Origin of the sequence: Vibrio sonorensis (genome assembly GCF_001854765.1) — a bacterium.
In the GTDB taxonomy this organism is placed as follows: domain Bacteria; phylum Pseudomonadota; class Gammaproteobacteria; order Enterobacterales; family Vibrionaceae; genus Vibrio; species Vibrio sonorensis.
Map to the genome: position 1 here is coordinate 221268 of NZ_LJJE01000092.1, position 20488 is coordinate 241755.

Annotated in this window: 16 protein-coding genes and 5 pseudogenes; 7 read left to right on the forward strand and 14 right to left on the reverse strand. The window is 45.1% G+C overall.

Annotated features, from left to right (window positions below):
• Nucleotides 1-79: 79 nt before the first annotated feature.
• Nucleotides 80-487 carry a GFA family protein gene (locus BLO31_RS16815; protein ID WP_070969317.1) on the reverse strand — a complete coding sequence of 136 codons (408 nt, stop codon included), beginning with the start codon at nucleotides 485-487 and terminating at the stop codon, nucleotides 80-82.
• 87 nt (nucleotides 488-574) lie between these two features.
• On the opposite strand from BLO31_RS16815, the gene BLO31_RS16820 reads away from it, so the two are divergent.
• From BLO31_RS16820 to shyA, 3 genes and pseudogenes are all read left to right on the forward strand, one after another.
• Nucleotides 575-1186 carry a hypothetical protein gene (locus BLO31_RS16820; RefSeq protein WP_070969320.1) on the forward strand — a complete coding sequence of 204 codons (612 nt, stop codon included), beginning with the start codon at nucleotides 575-577 and terminating at the stop codon, nucleotides 1184-1186.
• A 113-nt stretch (nucleotides 1187-1299) separates the two neighbouring features.
• Nucleotides 1300-1599 carry an isoamylase early set domain-containing protein gene (locus BLO31_RS16825; RefSeq protein WP_070969324.1) on the forward strand — a complete coding sequence of 100 codons (300 nt, stop codon included), beginning with the start codon at nucleotides 1300-1302 and terminating at the stop codon, nucleotides 1597-1599.
• Nucleotides 1600-1709: 110 nt separating this feature from the next.
• A pseudogene (shyA, locus tag BLO31_RS16830) lies at nucleotides 1710-2956 on the forward strand (peptidoglycan DD-endopeptidase ShyA).
• A 66-nt stretch (nucleotides 2957-3022) separates the two neighbouring features.
• Here the strand turns inward: shyA and BLO31_RS16835 are convergent.
• Nucleotides 3023-4867, reverse strand: coding sequence for a putative bifunctional diguanylate cyclase/phosphodiesterase (locus tag BLO31_RS16835; protein ID WP_070969328.1), 1845 nt, complete (start codon nucleotides 4865-4867; stop codon nucleotides 3023-3025).
• A 147-nt stretch (nucleotides 4868-5014) separates the two neighbouring features.
• Complete coding sequence (locus tag BLO31_RS16840; RefSeq protein WP_070969330.1) at nucleotides 5015-5893, reverse strand: LysR family transcriptional regulator; 879 nt, start codon at nucleotides 5891-5893, stop codon at nucleotides 5015-5017.
• A 154-nt stretch (nucleotides 5894-6047) separates the two neighbouring features.
• Between BLO31_RS16840 and BLO31_RS16845 the strand changes: the two are divergent.
• Both BLO31_RS16845 and BLO31_RS16850 read left to right on the forward strand, forming a co-directional pair.
• Nucleotides 6048-7228 (forward strand): annotated as a pseudogene (locus tag BLO31_RS16845) (multidrug effflux MFS transporter).
• Between the two features lie 110 nt (nucleotides 7229-7338).
• A complete protein-coding gene (locus BLO31_RS16850; protein ID WP_070969333.1) occupies nucleotides 7339-7689 on the forward strand; it encodes a hypothetical protein in 351 nt (116 codons plus the stop codon).
• A gap of 43 nt (nucleotides 7690-7732) precedes the next feature.
• On the opposite strand, the gene BLO31_RS16855 is transcribed toward BLO31_RS16850, so the two are convergent.
• The 6 genes and pseudogenes from BLO31_RS16855 to BLO31_RS16880 all read right to left on the reverse strand — a co-directional run bounded on the left by BLO31_RS16855 (nucleotide 7733) and on the right by BLO31_RS16880 (nucleotide 14496).
• Complete coding sequence (locus tag BLO31_RS16855; RefSeq protein ID WP_070969336.1) at nucleotides 7733-8356, reverse strand: glutaredoxin domain-containing protein; 624 nt, start codon at nucleotides 8354-8356, stop codon at nucleotides 7733-7735.
• Nucleotides 8357-8409: 53 nt separating this feature from the next.
• Nucleotides 8410-9257 (reverse strand): annotated as a pseudogene (locus BLO31_RS16860) (DMT family transporter).
• Between the two features lie 198 nt (nucleotides 9258-9455).
• Nucleotides 9456-10376: a DMT family transporter gene (locus BLO31_RS16865; protein ID WP_070969341.1), complete on the reverse strand. Its 921-nt coding sequence runs from the start codon at nucleotides 10374-10376 to the stop codon at nucleotides 9456-9458.
• Between the two features lie 217 nt (nucleotides 10377-10593).
• Nucleotides 10594-11923, reverse strand: a pseudogene (locus BLO31_RS16870) (MATE family efflux transporter).
• Between the two features lie 44 nt (nucleotides 11924-11967).
• A pseudogene (locus BLO31_RS16875) lies at nucleotides 11968-13879 on the reverse strand (monovalent cation:proton antiporter-2 (CPA2) family protein).
• Nucleotides 13876-14496 carry an NAD(P)H-dependent oxidoreductase gene (locus tag BLO31_RS16880; protein WP_070969345.1) on the reverse strand — a complete coding sequence of 207 codons (621 nt, stop codon included), beginning with the start codon at nucleotides 14494-14496 and terminating at the stop codon, nucleotides 13876-13878. The pseudogene BLO31_RS16875 and the gene BLO31_RS16880 overlap by 4 nt, the downstream one beginning before the upstream one ends.
• Nucleotides 14497-14696: 200 nt before the next feature.
• Here BLO31_RS16880 and BLO31_RS16885 point away from each other — a divergent pair, with 200 nt between their 5' ends.
• Complete coding sequence (locus BLO31_RS16885; protein ID WP_070969348.1) at nucleotides 14697-15671, forward strand: GGDEF domain-containing protein; 975 nt, start codon at nucleotides 14697-14699, stop codon at nucleotides 15669-15671.
• On the opposite strand, the gene BLO31_RS16890 is transcribed toward BLO31_RS16885, so the two are convergent.
• From BLO31_RS16890 to norR, 3 genes are all read right to left on the reverse strand, one after another.
• Entirely contained in the window at nucleotides 15649-16263 is a 615-nt protein-coding gene (locus tag BLO31_RS16890) for an HAD family hydrolase (protein WP_070969351.1), read from the reverse strand. The genes BLO31_RS16885 and BLO31_RS16890 overlap by 23 nt on opposite strands.
• A gap of 41 nt (nucleotides 16264-16304) precedes the next feature.
• Entirely contained in the window at nucleotides 16305-16661 is a 357-nt protein-coding gene (locus BLO31_RS16895) for a glutathione S-transferase N-terminal domain-containing protein (protein WP_070969354.1), read from the reverse strand.
• A gap of 85 nt (nucleotides 16662-16746) precedes the next feature.
• The gene (gene norR, locus BLO31_RS16900) at nucleotides 16747-18321 is read right to left on the reverse strand and encodes a nitric oxide reductase transcriptional regulator NorR (protein WP_070969359.1); all 1575 of its coding nucleotides are present in this window, start codon (nucleotides 18319-18321) and stop codon (nucleotides 16747-16749) included.
• A gap of 202 nt (nucleotides 18322-18523) precedes the next feature.
• Between norR and BLO31_RS16905 the strand changes: the two genes are divergently transcribed.
• Nucleotides 18524-18820: a DUF3088 family protein gene (locus tag BLO31_RS16905; protein ID WP_070969362.1), complete on the forward strand. Its 297-nt coding sequence runs from the start codon at nucleotides 18524-18526 to the stop codon at nucleotides 18818-18820.
• A 187-nt stretch (nucleotides 18821-19007) separates the two neighbouring features.
• On the opposite strand, the gene BLO31_RS16910 is transcribed toward BLO31_RS16905, so the two are convergent.
• Entirely contained in the window at nucleotides 19008-19490 is a 483-nt protein-coding gene (locus BLO31_RS16910) for a hypothetical protein (protein WP_070969365.1), read from the reverse strand.
• 13 nt (nucleotides 19491-19503) lie between these two features.
• Entirely contained in the window at nucleotides 19504-20478 is a 975-nt protein-coding gene (locus BLO31_RS16915) for a DoxX family membrane protein (RefSeq protein WP_070969369.1), read from the reverse strand.
• Nucleotides 20479-20488: the final 10 nt, after the last annotated feature.

Sequence of the window (20488 nt, forward strand, 5' to 3'; positions counted from 1 at the left end):
ACCCTTGGATTATATACCTAAAGCGTTAAGCTGTAAGAGAAAACTTAAATTCGTTATAAAGAATGAGGTGAAGCCGTTACTAGCGGATGGATTCAATTTCGCAGTCGAACTTAACCCAGCCGTGTTTGCGCTCTTCATAAACTGAAAAGCTAGGTTGCGGTAAGTCCTGCTCAGTAAAGAGGCCCAAGGGAACCACTAAAAACTCAGGCGCTGCACTCAGGGATAAAAGCATGGTGGTGCCACAGCTCGGACAGAAGGAGTATTCGACTTCATTGCCACTTTCTGCCAACCGAGAGAAGCGAGTCAGATCGCCAGATATGGAGACTTGTTCTCTATTAAAGCGGGCTTGCACACCGAACACGCTTCCGGTTCGCTTTTGACATTCAAAACAGTGGCAAATGGAGGTTCGCACAGGCTCTCCTTGGCACCTAACACTGGCTTGGCCACACGCGCAATCCGCGCTTCGAGTATGGTTAGATTCGGCCATATCTACTCCTTGAGATATCGAAACTCTATTGTTAAGGTTTACCACCATTAAATTGGGTTTACAAATCTTTTACCTTTGAGTGAGACTATGCGAAAACGACTACCAATCCCTCTGATCTTATTAACTCCAATAGTGCTTCTTGTGGTGGTTGTCATTGCGGGTGTCTATCGCTTCTCTCTTAGCGATGAGGAAATAATGCATAAGTTCCATGCACCCGTCGCTTCAAACCCTATTGTCGCACAACTGTTTCAGTTGCAGACGCCAAACCCTTGGACCATATCGGTACCTGACACTCACGCATTTGCGTTTATTGATAAATACGACAGTGAAAAATCGATGGCGACTGGTGGTTACGATGATGGTCAGGTTCGCGGTAAGGTCACAGTCGATACGCGTTTCTTAACTCCAATAGACAAACACGCATTTGCTGGCGTGATGTCGATAAGTAATCAGGGGACGGGCCTTTTTTATTACTTGGCAACCTTTACCTTTGATTCCCAGCGTCAACGGTTAGTTGTGGCTGATACTCAGTTTATTGGCGACAGAGTTATTATTGAGGACGTGATGGTCAATGAGAAAATTATCGCGGTTGAGAGCCTGCAACGTGATGAAGATCAACCTATGAGTGAGGCACCTCAGCGATCTGAGACTATACTCTTTTCCGTTAATCAAAGATTTTCACTAAAAAAACAAGATTAACGGCTTACCGAACGTCACCAGAACGAACGTCGGTATTGTTTATATGCGATAACTTGCTTATATTGGCCTAGTCAGACTTGAGATGGATTCAATTGCAGGGAATGGAGATATCAATGATAAACAAACGATTTTTTAAAACAAAAGACGAAGTTGAGGTGACTTTTGAACTACCCGCTGCGGAAGTAGAGGGTGGAGTAGCGTTAGTCGCAGACTTCAGTGATTGGCAACCAACTAAAATGAAGAAAGTCGCCAAGACTCAATCTTATAAATGTAAAGTTCGCTTAGCTAAGGATGCTCAGTACGAGTTCCGATACCTAATGGACAATGATGTTTGGCTTAATGACCCAAATGCAGATCAGTACAAGCCAAATGGATTTGGTGAAGATAACAGTGTTATCTCAACTCATCAGTAAAAATAAAGGCGTTTCGACGCCTTTTTTATTATCTTTGACATTACAAAGATGACTTTTCAGTGGTAAAACCTTACCCTTGTTGCTTTGTATAATACTGTTAGGGTCTAGTTGTGCTCATTAGAAACACAAAAGCACGAATATCTTCACTTTCTAAAAAGAAAAAAGCGTGGTTGTTTAGTCTGCCATTGATGGCGCTCGTTTCCGTTAATGCGTTGAAAGGCGACGGCTTGTCTCGAACTATAGACCTATCTATACCCGATACTGAATGGGTTCAATCCATCGTTTCTGAACCAGCAGAGTTTCAAAACCTCCCCGACTATGAGTATGTCATCCGTCGTGGCGATACCTTGAGTAAGATTTTTGAGCAACTGGGTTTTGGCTATAGCGAGCTGATGAAAGTGATGGAAACAGACTTAAACTATCTCGCTTTAGACACCTTAAGACCCGGTAACACTTTGAGATTCTGGAAGTCGGAAATCGACGGTAGCTAGATAAAATGGCGCTAGAGTTTAGCTTAGTGAAAAGTGCTGAATATGTTCGCACCGAAGATGGAAGCTACGAGTTTAACGATGTAACGATACCTGGCGAATGGAAAGAGTTTGCGTTGGTCGGTGAAATTAACGGTAGCTTTTCTCAATCAGTCAATCGCATTGGGTTGGGCAGTTCAGAGATAGAGCACGTTGTCTCTCTTCTTAAAGACAAAATCAATTTCACTCGAGATTTAAGAGCGGGTGACAAGTTTGAAGTGGTTCAGTCGCGCCAGTTTATTGGTGATACGGCGACGGGAAATCGCGAGATCCAAGCGATAAAGATTTATAACCGCGGGAAAGAGTATTCTGCTTATCTTCACACAGATGGTCAGTACTATGACGCCGATGGTAAGAGTTTGCAAAGAGCGTTTCAGCGCAAGCCCTTTAACGGAAAGTATCGCCTGAGTTCTCACTTTAACCCGAGAAGAAAGCATCCGGTGACAGGTCGCGTATCTCCTCACAATGGAACCGATTGGGCCATGCCAACGGGGACACCCATAGTATCAACGGGTGACGGTGTTGTTGTGATGACTCGCAACCACCCTTATGCGGGGAAATATGTGGTGATTAAGCACGGTTCTACCTACAAAACGCGCTACCTTCACTTACATAAGATACTGGTGAAAAAAGGGCAAAAAGTGTCACGTGGCCAACGAATTGGTTTAGCAGGGGCATCTGGGCGTGTCACTGGGCCTCATATACATTATGAGTTGATCGTTAGAGGTCGCGCAGTGAACCCAGTAAAAGCGAATATTCCGATGGCTAGTTCAGTACCTAAAAAGCAAATGGCTCAGTTTAAGTCCAGAAGAGATGAACTGAACGCTTAATAGAGTTGAAAAACCTCAAACTAGCAGCTCAATAGAATAGAAGCCCCCTTGTTAGGGGGCTTTGTTTTAACCGTTAGACACGCGCCGTTTAACAGCGAGGATGTTTGAGTGATGACTCACAATGGCTAACGGGGTCTCTGGACGGGAGAAGTAATATCCTTGAATTTGTGTACAGCCCATGCCGTAGAGTTTTTCTAGTGCTTCTTGGTTCTCAACACCTTCCGCGACTAACTCCACCCCAAGCTGACTAGCTAGCTGAATGATCAGCCAAACCACTCTTTCAGATGAGTCGTTGTTGAGCATGTTTCTAATAAAAGTAGAGTCAATTTTTATACAGTCGATAGGGTAGCTGTGTATGTAGTTAAGGCTTGAGTACCCAGTACCAAAATCATCCAGTGCAACCATAAAGCCCAATTGTCTTAGTTTGTCGAGAATAAAGCGAACTTCATTGGTTTGCGAAAGCAGCACCGTTTCTGTCAACTCTATGGTGAACTCATTGGGAAAGAAGCCATACTTATCAATGGTTTTAGTTAAATGCTGAAGATAGCGGTTAGAATCACTTAACTCGTGAGCCGAGCAGTTTAAACCCAGCCTGACTTTATGCCCAAGACCTCTTTCTAACTCAAGTTTAGCTTCACAAGCTAACTCTACAATGCGCTCTCCAAGTTCTACAATAAGGCCCGATTGTTCAGCGGCTTCAATAAATTCAAGAGGAGAGACGATACCGAGCGCTTGGCTATTCCAGCGAGCTAGGATTTCGAAATAGTTCCAACTGTCATTGTTTCTTTCAACAATGGGTTGAGCCAGAACGTAAATTTCACTGTTCGAACCAAAGGGTTTATCCAGCTCGTTGCGAAGCGCATCGATAATCATAGTGCGACGATAGTATTGAGCGCTTAAATGAGTGTCGTAACACTGTACATGAGTGCTGTTTTGTTGCTTACAGTCTTTTAAGGCCAAACTGGCATTGAGTATCAATTGATCAGCGGTTAAGCGACTGTCCGACTTTCTCGCAATGCCAATACTTACACCAACCTTGATGGTGTGAGAAGGATCAGTGTACCCTTCTTCCAATCGGTTAATGATTTTACGACATATTTTCAGTGGGTCGCCAGAATGGGTGATGAAGGCAAACTCATCACCAGCGATCCGAAATGCAGAGTTCTCTTCGGGAAGGCTGTTGATTATGGTGTTGGCAACAAATTTTATTATCTGATCACCGATATAATTACCATATAAGTCATTGATTGATTTGAAGTTATCTATGTCGATGTAAGCGAGGGTAAACGGCTCTGGACTGGTTTCTGTCAAGCGTTCTAACTTATCCGATAAAAAGCTTCTATTGAGCAAACCCGTTAAGTTGTCGTGAGATACTTCGTAGCTCAGCTGGTTTACCAAACTGTCTGAACGGGCGGAAAGCCATTTAGCTCTTAGGCCGTGCAACACTAAATTGGCAAAGAGCTTGTGGTAAAACACCACATCTTCATCGGCGAGAATAGAACTTTGAAACGTCGATAGTAATACGCCGAGGACTTCTCCACTGCGAGTTCTAAGGGGGATGCCTAAGTAAGCTTGGAGTTCGTGTTCAACAATATAAGTGTCTTCGGGAAAGTGCTGAGAAACGTTCTCGCTGTACAAGCAAAAGTCGCGTTCGGAGTTACTCACACTTTCGCACGGCGTGCCTTTTAAGGGGTAGTGAATGTCTCGTTGTAGCTTGTTGTAACAAGCGTAAGAGAGGGTTTGAGCCTGATAGTTAAACCTGTCCAGCTCTATTATACAAGTACAGTACGAGCTGAACTGCTTATGAAGAGTGAGTGTGACGGTATCCATCAACTCAGCGCCGTCTAACAGTAAGATGTCGTTAATGACACCCATACTGATAACGGGATCAGTGAGAGAGTTCCTAGCCATAACTTTTAACCTGCGTTTTAGTGATTGTGCTTCACTTTTTTATATATATGCACCTAGTTACTATGGTACACAGGTCATTCAATTTCAAACGAGTCGATGGTACTTTCTTGTCATTCTACGGCTATAGTTTTGTTTCAAAAAAGAATATTATTCGTCGGCTAAACGCTGTTTGATAAAGTCCAAAAACAGTTGGGTTCGAGTGTGGTCATAATCGAGCTTTGGGTAGTAAGCGTAGACTGTTGATTCATCAATAGTTACGTCGGGAAGTAACTTTTGCAGTTGACCTTGCTTGACTTCTTCTTTGATCATTACGTCACTAGACACCAGTATTCCCATGCCCGCTTTTGCAGCGTAAAACAGAGATTCAACGTTAGTGGTGGTAAACTTTCCATGCAATGTCAAACGTTTATCTGGACCGAGTCTAAACTCCCGAAAAGGCCTTTCCCCGTAAAGTAATACATTGTGTTCGTTGAGATCTTCTGGTCGATTCGGCTTCCCGAAGCGTTCTATGTAGTCTGGGGAAGCGTAGAATCCCAGCTTGTATTCAAACAGTGGTGTCGCTTTAAAACTCAGCGAGTTGAGCTGCTCGATCTCTCTGCTAATAAAAAGGTCCAAACTCAACTCGGGAAGCTGGCCGGGTGTGGTGGTAAGTAGCAAAATTTTGATATCTGGATAGAGCTTTTGAAACTCATCTAAGTATTGAACGAGAAACTTAGAGCCCACAGCCAAGGTGGCCCCAATTTTTAAAAGCCCAGCGGGGTTTTGACTGACCGATCGAGTTTCATCAACAATGGATTGCCAGCCTTCTATTTGAACTTTGGCTCTTTCGTAAAACAGAGCACCCGCTTCGGTTTGAGTCACGGATCGGGTCGTGCGCTTTAGTAGTTGCGCGCCAATGCGTTCTTCAAGCCAGTGTACTCTTTTACTTATCGCGGAACTCGTTGTATCGAGCTTTCTGGCAGCTCCGTTAAAGCTACCCTCTTCGACGACCCGTATATAACTTTGTACGCTTTGCAACCAATCCATATTAAACCTTTACTGTTTCCTAATGGGAACTAATTCTTTTCCTACGGCAAGTATTATCACATAAAGAGAAGTAAATTAAACTTTGTGACATCAAGGTTTTAAACGGTTCCCCCCGTTTTTACACAAACACAGTACCAAAAGAGGCCACAGCTGAATGAAAAAAACGCCAATACTACTTGCTATGATGATCATTGCCACTGGTCAAGTTGGTGTAAGTATTTACTTACCTTCCTTGCCATCTATAGGCGAAGATTTGCAAGTGTCTCAGGCACAAATTCAGCAGTTAGTTACCCTGTTTTTGGTCGGTTTTGGACTCTCTCAGTTGGTTTATGGCCCCTTGTCAGATTCAATTGGGCGACGTCCAGTGTTTATTATCGGCCAAGGTATCTATCTAGTGGGAACCGTGGTTTGTGTGGCGTTCGCGACAACCTTTGGATGTTAGAAGTAGGAAGGCTGCTGCAAGGTTTAGGCGCGGGCAGTGCATCGGTTCTTGGTCGAAGTGTGCTACGAGACAGCTATGATGGAAAAGAGTTAACCAAAGCACTCTCTTACATCTCAGTGACCGCTTCAATTATGCCAATCGTCGCCCCCGTATTAGGGGGCTGGATCACCTTTCAATTTGGTTGGATTGCGGTATTTTCCTTTGTGTTGCTTTACCTAAGTTCTATTTTTGCATTGGGATTACTGATACTTCCTGAAACGCTGCCCTATTCAAAAAAGCCATTTCAACCACTTAGCTTGTTTCATCGATACGCTAGCCTACTTGCCGACAGGCAGGTGATGAGTAGCGCAAGCTATAATTGGCTAACCTATCTCGCGGCGGTGGTTTCCCTCTCTATCTTTCCGTTTCTGTTACAAACTGAATTAGGGTTAACCGCCGCTGAGTATGGCACCATCATGATACTTCCTTCTATGGGTCTATTGTTTGGTTCGCTCGCGCTAAACGTTTTAAATCGATACTACGCGACGGGACAAATACTGGCATTTTCTATCACGGTGCTTGCCTTGGCGGGATTCTGCCTGCTGTCTTTAGAAATGAGCGTATTTAACCTAGTGTTTTCTTTTACTCTGTTGGCGTTGGCACAAGGACTATCTTTCCCCTTATCGATCAGCATGCTCCTTGCACCACATAAGAAAAATGCGGGAACGGTGTCGGCATTTTCCGGTTCGATACAAATGTGCTTAGCGGGGGTATTCGGCGGCTATATCGTAACCAACTGGATAAATAGCGCGCTGCTACTAGGTGTCTTCTATTTTGTCGTTGCTGGCACGATGGCGTTTGTATTGCTGTTCAATCGCCCGTATGAGATGGAAAAAAAGCTGGAATACTCGTAAATGATGAATTGCTTTTTCCGACGACTCGGTATTTTTGTTAGACGAGTTGTATGACTTGAGCGGAAGACATACAATGCCGCCCATTGATATCGCTTTAAGGTCTCCGAATCATGGAACAAAACGAGTTTAACCAATTAGTCAATGCACTGTGTGAGACAGAAAACCTTCCTCAGGCATTAGAAATGCTTCGCAATAGCGAAAATGAAGAAGTCTCGCAAGCGGCTCAGTCGATTACTGGACAGTTTGCCCTTGCCGAAGTCGAAGGCGAAAAGCGCATCTATCACCTAGTGATTGAAAAAAATGAACAGGGCGAAGATGAAGAACTGGTAGAGCACGTTATGAACGAAGGTGAAGACATTATTCGGTTTGTGGCTTGGTTTTTTGATGCGCAGTTTGAAGTCAAACGCAAAGATACCTATCAAGCGGCGGGAAAAACCTATTCACAACCCAAGCGCGCTTAACATTGCCTCAAGTTTAAAGAAAAAGCCCCGAATGGGGCTTTTTTTATCCGACCGAAGTCTGGTTTGACTCAATGCCAACGACGTTATCCGGTATGGACGTATGGCCGTTTTCTGACATCCAGACCTCCAGATTGTCGGCCCCCCCAATATACGTGCCCTCAATCCAAATTTGTGGAACAGTGACAGGTGTTTTCAAGCCTATGTGGGCTTTAACCTCAGGTATCATTCGATACAAGGCGGCACTCTCTTTGACCACATCGTGATAGGTGTAATCTATTCCAGCTTCGTCGAGCAATTTCTTTGCTTTGACACAGAATGGGCATGTGGCTTTGCCATAGACAATATTGCCTTGGAGTGTGTCGCGCTTGGTCCACTCTTGAATCACTGATTGGACAAGAACTCCTCGGTTTAACGCTTCCCCTTGACTGACGACTTTGCCCTCGACAACCAAGATTGGCGCATGCCACGCACCTTTGGCGAGTGGCTCCCACCAATGAGAAAGCCAGTCTTTCACTTCGAGCTCGACAGGCACACCGTCGAGTTCGTTGGCGAACGTATCCGCCAAAATATCTTTAGTGAGCGTGCATTCACCGCATGGGATCTTCACACTAAAAGGTCCCCAGCTTCCGCCCCAACGATACAAAGTAATTTTGACTGGTGTGGTCATTCGAGTTCTCCCAAACAAAGTTCATACGTTAATAGAACGGATGAGTGAAAAGATTATTTCAAAGCACGTGGTTTTTTTGTTTCCCAATGGGTAATAAATGCCACGGATAAAATAATTATAGCCGCTCCTAGCCATAAACGACCCGGAGGAACCCAGCCAAATACCATCCAACCCGCTAACACGTTAAGGGGCAGCTTGGCGTGATCAAAAGGCTGTACAAAAGAGGCGTCTGCGACGGCGTAGGCTTTCACAATCGCCCACTGAGCCAAGGCGGTCATCGTTCCCGCGCCAATGAGAATAAGCCAAATGTCCAACCAGATGGGGTTTGCCAGTCGGGAAAGGCCAGTAATAAGTTAAATGGGGTGATCAAAACCAGAAGGTAGACGACCATGGTGGATGGCGAATCATCACTTGAAAGTTTCTTCACCATTAGTGAATAGCAAGCCCAGAAGAAGGCCGCTCCTACGGGCAAGAGTGTTGCCCAAGAAAAGTCATCCGCCCACGGTTCTAAAATGATCATCGCACCGCCGAATCCACTTAACGTGGCTAGCCACCTTGCAGCTCCTACTTTTTCTTTGAGGAACAGGCCAGAACCCACTGTGGCAAACAGAGGTGAAGTCATCAAAAGTGCGATACCTTGCCAAATAGGCACGGGATAGGCGAGAGCCCAAAGCCAAAGCTGTATGCCGATAACAGAAAGGAAAACGCGTAAAATATGAGTGCCTAAATGCTGGGTTCGCAAAGAGTTGCGAATACCGAGTGTTTTTAGGTACGGCAAAATGACGACAAAAGCGATAGCGTACTGAACGAGGGCCACGGTCGTAGAAGAAAGACCAAAATGAATACTAGCAACTTGCGCGAGACTGTTGACAATAGCGAATGCCAATCCGGCAGTCAGCATCCAACTTGCCCCTTGCAATGGGTTGTGGTTAGAGCGCATTGTATGAATTAGGTTAATGTAATTAGGTCGTTGAATCATACGACTTTATTATTTAGAAACCAATGAAGATATCTAATAGTTAATATTCTATTGTTTAATTTAAAGCGCAGAGAAAACGGGCTACACCCGTTTTCTCTGACGTAATCACCGGTACTAGAATCATTTGTTTTTGTTGATTACGACAACAGACAAGACAACTAAAGTCATACCGATGGCGTGCCACACCGTGAATAGTTCTCCCAAAAGTAACACGGCAGCGGCAGCGGTGATCCCCGGCCCCATGTTACTGGTTAAGCTCACTTGAGTAGGGCTGAGCCTTGCCATCGCTGCAGCGACCAAGTACGAGGGAACGACAGTGCAGAATATGCCAAGAAAGATGCCCAACAAAATTAAGTCCATGGACCAAGTAGAAGGGTTGCTACCGCTTTGCATTAAGTGAATTACGATGGCAATACCTGCACTGCCCATACCCACGCTTGTAAAGAGTGAGCTACCCATATGACCAATCAGAGGTTTGCTCCAAATTAGGTAAAAGGAAAACGCCAGAGCAGAGCCTATCGCGAGCGCTGCGCCAGCCGTAACCGACGAACCAAAGGTGGATAGGTCATGGGTGAATATCAGTGCGGTTCCCATGTACCCTACGATGGTTGCTATCCACACCGAGCGGCTTGGCTTAGTGCCATAAAAAATCCAACTGATCAAAACGACAAAAGTAGGGAACATAAAAATTAGAAGGCGTTCTAGCTGGGCTGAAATATATGCTAGCGACATAATGTCTAGATAGCTGGCGAAGTAATACCCCAAAACGCCAATGGCGGCCGCTTTTAAGCCGTGCTTTTGAAGGCTATTGCGATGTTCTTGTTTTCGGCACAAGTGCACCAGAATAACTAGATAAAAGGGCAACGAACTTAGCGCCCTGAGAGCCAGAATAGAGCTTGCATCCCCGCCGTATTGATAAGCGATTTTTACCATGACTGGCTTGATAGAAAAGAGAACGCAGGCAAGTAGGGCGAATATTACCCCTAACTGGTATTGCGAATGGCTTGATTCTGATTCTGAAGTGCTGGTTGTCATTGTCATCGTATCCTTAGTGTAATTATTGGGGCTACGAGACATAGGACATCCTGGCTACTTATCTCGTAGCCAGGCACAGTTCAACCTACCGGGCTACAGGCATAAGAAGGAGGAGGAGCCAAAAGTAAGTTGAACGCATAGAGATATCTATCCTTGGTTGTTGAGCAAACCATTCCATATGGTTGATTTTCAGCGTATAGGGATACTTGGGCGATTGCAACCCCTAATCTAGCAAGAGTTTTTGTTCGAGTTGCACCATAGCATTTCTGTACATTAGCCAAGCGCAGATACCGGCGGCAATATTGCCCATAACGCCCCCCAGAACAGGCCCTGTAATCCCGCGACTTGAGCACCAACCCATAAACAAGGAAGGAAGAAGGCAAATAGCCGCAAAGCAGAGATAGTCAATGCTGTATAAGATTTGCCAAGTGCGTTGGATATTGAAACCAACAACATGCAGATGCCCAATGGACCGAGGCTAAAAGGCACTATCATAAGGTGCCATGTCAAAATGGTTTCTACCTTAGACTCACTGGTCATTATGCTGGCTAAAAAACCAGAACCCAGCAGAGTGACAGCGGCAATAGCGGCTTGAAAGATCAACACGTATTGGCATGCAATGGAGACGAGCTTTCTTATCTCTCCAAGAGATTTTTCACCGAGTAATCGGCCGATCATTGGTGGCATAGACATGGTTAACGCCAGTACTGACACAATGGCAAAAAATTCAAATCTAGATCCAATGCCCATGCAGCCACAGCAGCCGTGCCATAACTCGCGAGTAGTTTGGTGGCTAGCATAGACGATAACGGCGGCAGTAATTGGCTGATCATGGCAGGTCCCATGATGTTGCCCAAACACTTTAAACTGTGGCCAATTTTCATATCGTGCCAGTCAAACAGTACCCATTGCTTTTTCCAAACTCTAGGAAGAACAATGGCAATACCAGAGCCAAATGCGAGTATGGTCGCCACTGCTGCGCCATTGATACCCATGTCCAAGGTAAAAATAAACAGGGGATCAAGAACTAAGTTTAGACCACTGGTTACCATCATCATTGTACCGGGGAGCATAGTGTTTCCGTTGGCGCGGCAGACGCTGTACAAAAAGTAAAGAACAGCACCCGTCCACGCGCTGACCAGCCAATAGATCCAGTATTCGTCAATAATGACAAATACTGTATCCGGAGCACTGAGCAGTTTTAACAAGGGCACGCGAATCAAATAGAGAATCACGCCAATTACCGCAACGCTAACACTACCAACGGCAATAACCAGAGCACCTAGCTGTTTTGAATAACGAAGTTTATCTGCGCCAATTGCTCTTGAGATAACGGCGGTGGTCGCGATCCCTAAACCGACTTGTATTCCGATGATGACCATCTGAATAGGTAATGTGAAACCTTGTGCGGCGAGCGGTAATACTCCGAGTTGACCAATAAAGGCACTATCGACCAATTGGAAACTCATCAGTGAAAGGACACCGAATAGCATTGGCCAAGTCATACTAAAAAGCTGACGACCTAGAGAAGGTGTAGTAACGGTTTGTGACATGCAATTGCCTTTATTTGCTTAAGCTCGGTTATCCGAGCTTCTAATTATTCTAAATCGTCGGCATAGCCTTTAGGGGGCGGTGTCCAACTTCTTTCTGTTTGACTGTGGCGGTCACTTCTATCTGTAACTAATGCCGTTTTTATATGTTGCTCTAGCTCCATAAACAACTCGCGATAGTTGTTGTCATAGCGTTCGCTGGTGGAGTTGTTGACCCAAGCCTGATACAGCAAATCGGATTGTGTTTCTTCGATGCGTTTATAAGCTCGCTTTTGCTGTTCAACATCAAAGGGATGTACATTGAGTTGTTTTAGCGCCTGTCCGCCTAGTTCGATGGCAGAATGATAGGTCTCGGACTCGATAACATCTGCTCCTGCTTGCCTTAACTGGTAGCCATGACCTCTGTCAAAAGCCCTTGCCAGAACAGTAAGTTTAGGATGCGTGTGTTTCAAATACTTAACTAACTCTAAACTTGCGTCGGGGTTGTCGATAGCGACAACGACGAGCTGAGCATCTTCAACACCTGCGGTATGCAGTAAGTCTGGCCGCGTAGCATCACCAAAGTAGGCTTTAGTGTCAATCTTTCTCATGTTGTCTACTTGGTCGGCTTGGTGATCTAACACGACGGTCTTTACGCCATTTGAAACAAGTAAACGGTTGACTATCTGCCCAAAACGACCGATTCCGGCAATAATGACAGTCCCTTGGTCGTCGATATGATCGGCGTCTCTTTGGTTAGATTGTCGTTCAAAACGCGGCAAAATCACTTTATCAAACAAGATAAAAAGCCCCGGAGTTAAAAACATGGAAATCGCTACCACTAGAGAGAGGGTTTGCGATAGACCGATAGGAAGCACGTGGTTTTGAACGGAGAAACTCAGCAAAACAAATCCAAATTCTCCCGCTTGTGCAAGACTAAGCGCAAACAGCCATCGGTCACTCCCGCGAACTTTAAAAACAAAGGCCAGTACCATTAGAACCGTAGCTTTAAGTGCCATAACACCAATGGTTAAACCTAAAATCAGCGCTAATTGGTCAAAAAGTAACGCAAAGTTGATGCCTGCTCCAACGGTAATGAAAAATAGCCCTAATAACAGACCTTTAAAAGGGTTGATATTGGATTCTAACTCATGTCTAAACTCGCTGTTTGCCAAGACCACTCCAGCTAAAAACGTGCCCAAAGCGGGTGATAAGCCGACTAGGCTCATTAGTGCTGCTATGCCAACAACCAGCATTAAGGCGGTAGCGGTAAAAATTTCGCGAAGCCCTGAGCTGGCAACAAATTTAAACAGTGGACGGCTGAGATAGTGGCCTGCGATAACAAGGCCGACGATAGACACTAAAATGACTAGGGCGTAGGCCCAGCCGGGTAATCCAGCGACAAGACTTATCTCTGGATGATGTTCGGCAGCGGAGACCGCTGTGCGTTGCGCTTTTTCTACCAATCTGGTAAAGCGAGCAACGGAATAAATGCCAACATAGGGATAACGGCAATATCTTGAAATAGAAGGACAGAGAAGGCGTTATTGCCTCCCTCGGTACGTGTGTATCCCTTTTCATTAAAGGTTTGCAGAACAATAGCCGTAGAAGAGAGAGCAAAGATCAAACCTATGCTTAGCGCGATACTCCAATAAAGTCCAAAAAAGAGCGCAATTCCAGTGACTGCCGCTGTCGTGATCCCCACTTGCAACCCACCTAAGCCAAGTAGCGATTTCTCATTGCCCATAGCATTTTAGGTTCTAGTTCCAAGCCGACGAGGAACAGCATCATGACTACACCAAACTCGGCAAAGTGCTGAATGGTGTTAGTCTCTTCTCCCACTAATCCAGTAATTGGGCCGATGATCACGCCTGCAATAAGATAACCGAGTACGGAACCAAGACCAAAGCGCTTTGCTAAGGGCACTGCAATAACAGCAGCGACTAAGTAGATAAAAGCCTGCAAAAAATAGACGGTCATAGCGATGCCTCTGAAGTTTCTGAGGATACAGTAATATCGAGCTGTTCTGCGTTTTTAGCACTTTCCCAATCGATCTGATTGAGAACGAGTTGCTCAAGTAGTTTTCGGTATCGAGCGACATGTTGATCGATACGTTGCTCTTCTGCGGCGGTACGAGAGCCAAAAAGGGCGAAGGGGGCTATGTATTCCATATGAGTCAAGTTGGCCATCTGCTCTATCGGGGCTAGCAGTTGACGAATCGTAAAGTGATTGTATCCATCAGATTGGTAAGCGTCTTCTCGGCCACCTGCGGTGATGGCGCAGAGGAGCTTTTTTCCTTTCAGCGCTAGACCATCGTGTCCATAGGCAAAGCCGTACTCCAAGACCAAATCTTGCCACTCTTTCAATATAGACGGCGTTGAATACCAATAAAGTGGAAACTGAAAGACAATGATGTCGTGTGCTCTCAGTCTTTCTTGCTCTCGGTCGATATTGATATCTAAGTGGGGATACTCTCGATAAAGATCAACCGCAGTGACACCTTCAGTCTCTTGTGCGGTACGAAAAAGAGGAGTGTTGACCTCTGAGCGTTTTTGAGAAGGGTGTGCGAACAGCACCAATACTTTTTTATTACTCATACTTTGCCTTGCCGTCTTAATTATCAACTCATTGTGGCATAGGTAACGGTGACATACTAAATAAGGCCGCTTAAAAAAAGGACAAGTCTCGTATGTGTAAATCCATGCTAATTAAGTGGTTATGTAAAATGTTTACACATTGTTGAATGTCGAAGTGTCGACTACTTTTAATAAAAAGATGAATAGTGCGAAAGAGAACTATGCAAAAACCCCCTTTTCCAGACAATGAAGACATTCGTCTGCAAAACCTCCGAAACTTGGAAGTACTGGATACCGCTCATGAAGAGAGGTTTGACCGCGTGACTCGTTTGGCCAAACGCCTATTTGATGTGCCTATTTCTTTGGTGAGCTTAGTTGATAGTGACCGACAATGGTTTAAGTCGTGCTTCGGTTTACCCGTTAGCGAAACACCGCGTGACATCTCATTTTGCGGTCATGCAATTTTGAGTGACCAGCCATTTGTGATTGAAAATACACTTGAGGACAGTCGATTTCTAGATAACCCACTTGTGGTTTCTGAGCCTCATATTCGATTTTATGCCGGTGTGCCACTCGTGTATGAAGATGGAAGTGTATTAGGTACTTTATGCATTATAGATACTGAGCCACGTGAGTTTGGTCAAGAGTCGCTGCAAGATCTTATTGATCTTGCCAAAATGGCAGAACGAGAGTTGTGCGCGTGCCATACCGCTTCTCTTGATGAACTGACAGGGATCTCCAATCGACGCGGGTTTATAGAGCTGGCCAATAAAAGCCTCAACTACTGTACTTTTGCTCATTTCCCTTATTCACTGGCCTATTTTGATCTCAACGACCTAAAAGCAATCAACGATAGTCACGGTCACCAAATGGGGGACGAAGTGTTAAAGAATTTTTCGGCTCTGTTGGAAAAGGGGTTCAGAGATTCAGATGTGTTTGCAAGGCTAGGTGGCGATGAGTTTGTGGTGTTTATGTCTGGCGCTTCAGAAAATGTAGCGACTATTGCGATACATAGATTCCAAAAAGTGGTGGACTCGTTTAATGCATCGACCACTTTGCCATACTCCATTAGCTTTAGTTATGGTCTGGTATCAGGGAACAAAAATACGCCAACTACGCTAGAGAGCTTACTAGAACGCGCAGACAAAAAAATGTATGAGCACAAAGCGGAGACTAAACAGTCGGGTCAGTCCTAAGGACGGACAGCAAGTCGTGCAAGGTGGGTACGGTAAGAGAGGCGTGTTTCTCAAATGCGCTTTCCTTGCCGTTAGTCACCAGACAACTGGGGGCTCCCGCATTAGAAGCGGCTTGTAAATCGTACAAATAATCCCCTACATAAAGCATCTCTTGTGGTTCAATTGACCATTTTTCAGTGAGTGCCAATAAAGAATCTGGCGCGGGTTTAGGGGGAAAGTGCTCGCGACTGATCACCGTCTCGATAGAAAGCCTGTTGTGATCGAGTTTTTGAGCCGCAGCGACGGCGCAATTTCTCGTGATCACTGCGGTGAAAAGTGCGTTTGTTTTTATGTATTCCAATATGGGATGACACCCAGGCATGGGATGAGAACTTTGAGCATCATCGATCTCGTGCTGCAAAATCATTTTAGAGGCTTGGGAGCTCTGCTGAGGGCAGTGTATATCGTCGACAAAGGCGAGGAGATCTTGATCTAAGGGGCAGCCCAACTGGTGGCGAAGCCATTGAAAATCCATATTTGAACTGACCAGAGTGTTGTCTAAATCAAAAACGATCGCTTTTAATCGCTGTACTTCCAATGGTATCGCTTGCATGACTGCTCCTTATGGTTGAGCGTGCCGTGAGCTACTTTGAGTTAGGCAAACTCTTTTTCTAAGTATGAGACAATATCTGAAGATTCGTACATCCAAGTGACGTCACCATCCTTTTCAATTCTCAGGCAAGGTACTTTTACGCGGCCACCACCTTGCTCTAGATCTTGGCGATGTGGTTCAGTTTTCGCGTTTCTCACTTCAATATCAACAGATTGACGCTTCATCGCACGGCGAACTTTGACACAAAATGGGCATGCTTCGAATTGATAGAGCGCCATAGACTGTGCTTTTAGATCGACTTGTTGTTGAGCGTGTGAATCACGAGTCACACCTTTTGGTGAAAATAGAGCATTTCCGGCCAGAATAATGCGGCCTAAAATCCAACGAATGAGCTTCATAACTTTCCTTTCTTTATTTTTATCATGGCCTTATGAAAAGCCAAAGTATAGTTTGTTGCGTTATTGTAACCAGTATCGGCAATGACTACATCTCTATTTTGTGTTGTTTCGTTACCTGAATCCCCAAACGTTTTGCCAGACGCACTAGGTTGGCGCGGTCGGTCTCCAGACACCGTGCCGCTTTTGCCCAATTGTATTGCGTATCGCTTAGAGTTTGTACGATTAACTGGCGTTGAAAGTTTTCTGTTGCTTCTCTTAAGTTTTGGTTTTTTGCATCAGTTGGAGCATCAGTGACTGAAGGAACACTACTACTCAGCCCACTCTCCAACACGCCAATATCGGAAGGGCTTACAGATACTAAGTTTTGATTGTCGCAGCGCGCACGTGCTTTTAGTGCGGCGCGGTTGATGACGTGCTCTAACTCACGAACATTGCCGGGCCATGAGTAGTTCGACAGTTCTAGTAAAGATTGATGGGTAAATTTAATTCGAGTGATCCCCAACTTGCGTCTAGCGATTTCTAAGAAAAAGCCAGATAGCAGTTCGATATCCCCGGTTCGATCTCTGAGGGGAGGGACTTCTATAGGGTACACCGTTAACCGATGGAAAAGGTCTGAGCGAAAACGCCCCTGATTGACTTCTTGTTTCAGGTCGCGGTTAGTGGCGGCCAACACCCGAACATCAATGGTGTGGACAGCGTCTTGACCGACAGGTTGTATTTCGTTGCTTTGCAACGCTCTTAGGATTTTACTTTGCGCCGACATCGGCAGTTCACCAATCTCATCAAGGAAGAGTGTCCCTCCATCCGCCAATGCAAATTTGCCCATTCGGTCTTTGTCGGCACCGGTAAAGGCCCCTTTAACATGCCCAAAAAGCTCACTTTCGAGCAGCGATTCAGGAATGGCAGCGCAGTTAACATACACCAAAGGCTGTTTGCGACGAGGTGATAGCATATGTAAGGAACGGGCAACCAGTTCTTTTCCGACGCCAGTTTCTCCGTGAATGAGAATATTGAAGTTGGATGGTGCGACGACATTGATATCTTCTCTTAGAGCCAGCATAACTGGGCTGCTACCTACAATTTCAACACCTTCACGCTCCCAGTTGTCTTCGCTTAATTCTTCCAATCGTTGCTGAACCTGTTTGGCTTGCTGCTCAAGTTGGGAAACGGTAAGGGCTACCTTTAAACTTGATGCCATGATGGCAGAAAGCGCCTCTAAACTGCGTTGGGGAATATTATCAAAGACGTTCGGCGTCAGGCTGTCCATAGTCAAAACGCCGAGCAAGGCATCTCCATAGCGAAGCGGTAAACCCATGCAAGCGTGAATGGGAAGGTCGCCTTCGTGATCGATAAGCAAACAGTCAAATGGGTCGGGTAAATCACAGTCCGCATCAAAGCGAACGGCTTGCTTGGATTCGCAAATACGGGCAAGACGAGGGTGCTCACTGAGCTTAAAGCGTCTTCCCAAAGTATCTTGAGTAACACCTTGCAGAGCTAGCGGGACCAAAGTGTCCCCTTGTAACGACAAAAGTCCCACGCAGTCGCACTGAATAGCCTTGCGTGTGGCGTCGAGCAACTTAGTAAACTTATCTTCTTCACTATGTCCGCTTGCTAAACCTATCGTTAGTTCTATTAAGGTGGAAATTTGAATATCGTTCATGGGTACACCAAACAAGATTTTTTATCCATGATAATGTCATTTTGACCTAGATTAAATGGGTCTAAATGACATTATTAACTTTTGTATGTCAGGTGAATGTTTGTTACTAAAAGGAAAAGTGGTTGACCAAGTTTATGCAGTGCTTCATTGTACGCACTAAATTCTCCGCGCATATCTACTATTTGAATAATGAGGTTAGTTGATGAAACCAAAACTGTTCGTATTAAAAATGCCTTTCGAAGAAGAAGGAAAGTTCTGGTTTTGTACTCATTGTGCACTTATCGAAGGTGCATTAAAGGTGAACCCACAATGGGAAGGACACATTGAAGTGCACAGAATTCCTTTCCCAAAGCCGAGAAAAGAGATCGTTGACATATTGGGTGAAGAGCAGCAATGGCTACCTGTTTTGGTGCTGGAAAATGGTGACACCATTACCGACCCGGTTGATATCACCAACTACATTGCGGTCAACTTTGGCGGCGCAGCCCCACATCCTTAAACCAGAGCATCTGGTTTAATCGAAACTTAATCTTCGCTCTGACCTTTGCACTGAATAGCGATGTTTAGAAACAGCGATTGGAATATTTAACAGCGGATTTAAAAAGGTCAGAACCGAAATAATATCGATTCTGACCTCGGGCCTAATAGCCAATAAAGCGGTCTAATTAGCTCTAATAATGAAGAGTTTACTCGACGCTGTTTTCAGAAATCGTCGCGATCGCAACAATCGGTTTTCCGTTGATGGCGAAGGCGTCGTGGTTGTTCGCGTTTAGACTGACTTTTATTTCATAGTCCCCTGGTGGAAAATCCGATAAATGGTAGTGATGTGCGTATAAGCGCGCCAGTTTTTCACCATTGACATAGATATGCGCGTGACCTTGGTTATCCACATTGGCTAAATTGACCAGCTCGGGTGTAAAGGTGAAGTTTGTGGTATCGACCACTAAGTTCCAACCCGCACTGGTGTCTTTGATAAGCTCAACGGCGATAGTTGGCGCACTTTCCGGCGCGACGTTTATCATGCCGTGTTCCATGCTGTGGTCATGATTATAGTGAGTATCATGATTTTCCGGTTCGCTTGTTACATCAGGGGCAATAATAACGCCAACGAGGACACAAATGACTGCCAAGTAAAGTACATAAGGGAACCTAAGATTGATATTTTTCATAACGCCTCTGATATCAAGAACGAGCAAAGAGTTGGGTGACTTTTAGCTTTTGACCATAGCCCAGTAAAATTAGAACTAGAGCAGAACCAATAATTGGCAAGTGCCCTACAAATTCCATTAATGCGGCTTCTCGGTTGCCCTGAACAATAAACACAATGTTAGAGGTCAGCATAAAACCAGAAATGGTGAGTGTGGTTAGGCGAGTGGTTGTTCCCATCATAAGCAGAATACCTAATATGCATTCGCTGATACCCGCTGATAGGACAAACAATCTATCGTCAAACATTTCAAATCCTAAGTAGGGCATGAAGTTCCACTGGAAGTCAGCGATAAAGGCTTGTCCGTATAGTGCGCCATGAAGCTTCTCGGTGACTCCTAGAACAAAGAGTGCCAAACCGGTAAGGATGCGAAGTGCGTCCACCGAATAAGGTTTAAGCTTAGCTTGGAGGGAGGGAGAAGGCAGATTGTTAAATAACAGGAATAAGCTGATACCCAAAATGTTCACGTATTCTAGGGCACTTACCACGCCGTACTGAACAATAAGCCCAAGATAGAGGATGACAATAAGTATCGATGCGTGATGAATAAATCGGTTGGCAAGTAACATGATACCGATAGTGGCTTGTAGTAAAACCATCGCATCGCCAAACATTCCATAGGCTACGTGATGGGGAGCGATTAAAGCCCCGTCGTAAGCGGTAAGCAAAAATGACATACCGGTGAAAATTCTCAGTATCTCGATAAAATCATGCCTGGTTTTACTGTCTGCGACCTTCACTTTTGGCAATCTTGTGTCTAAAAAAGCAGAGACGACAAAGATAAGCGCCGCGATGGCCATCCAAATTAAAACTGGGGTATCGGTGATCGAATATGGTTGAAAGTTCTCAACAGTTGCCGTGTTGGTGTCGACAAACCATTTAACGTGAGCATGCGCTGGTGCTTGAGCTGCAAGACATATTAAGCCTAACGGCAGTCCTAAATTACGCATAAGTTTCCTC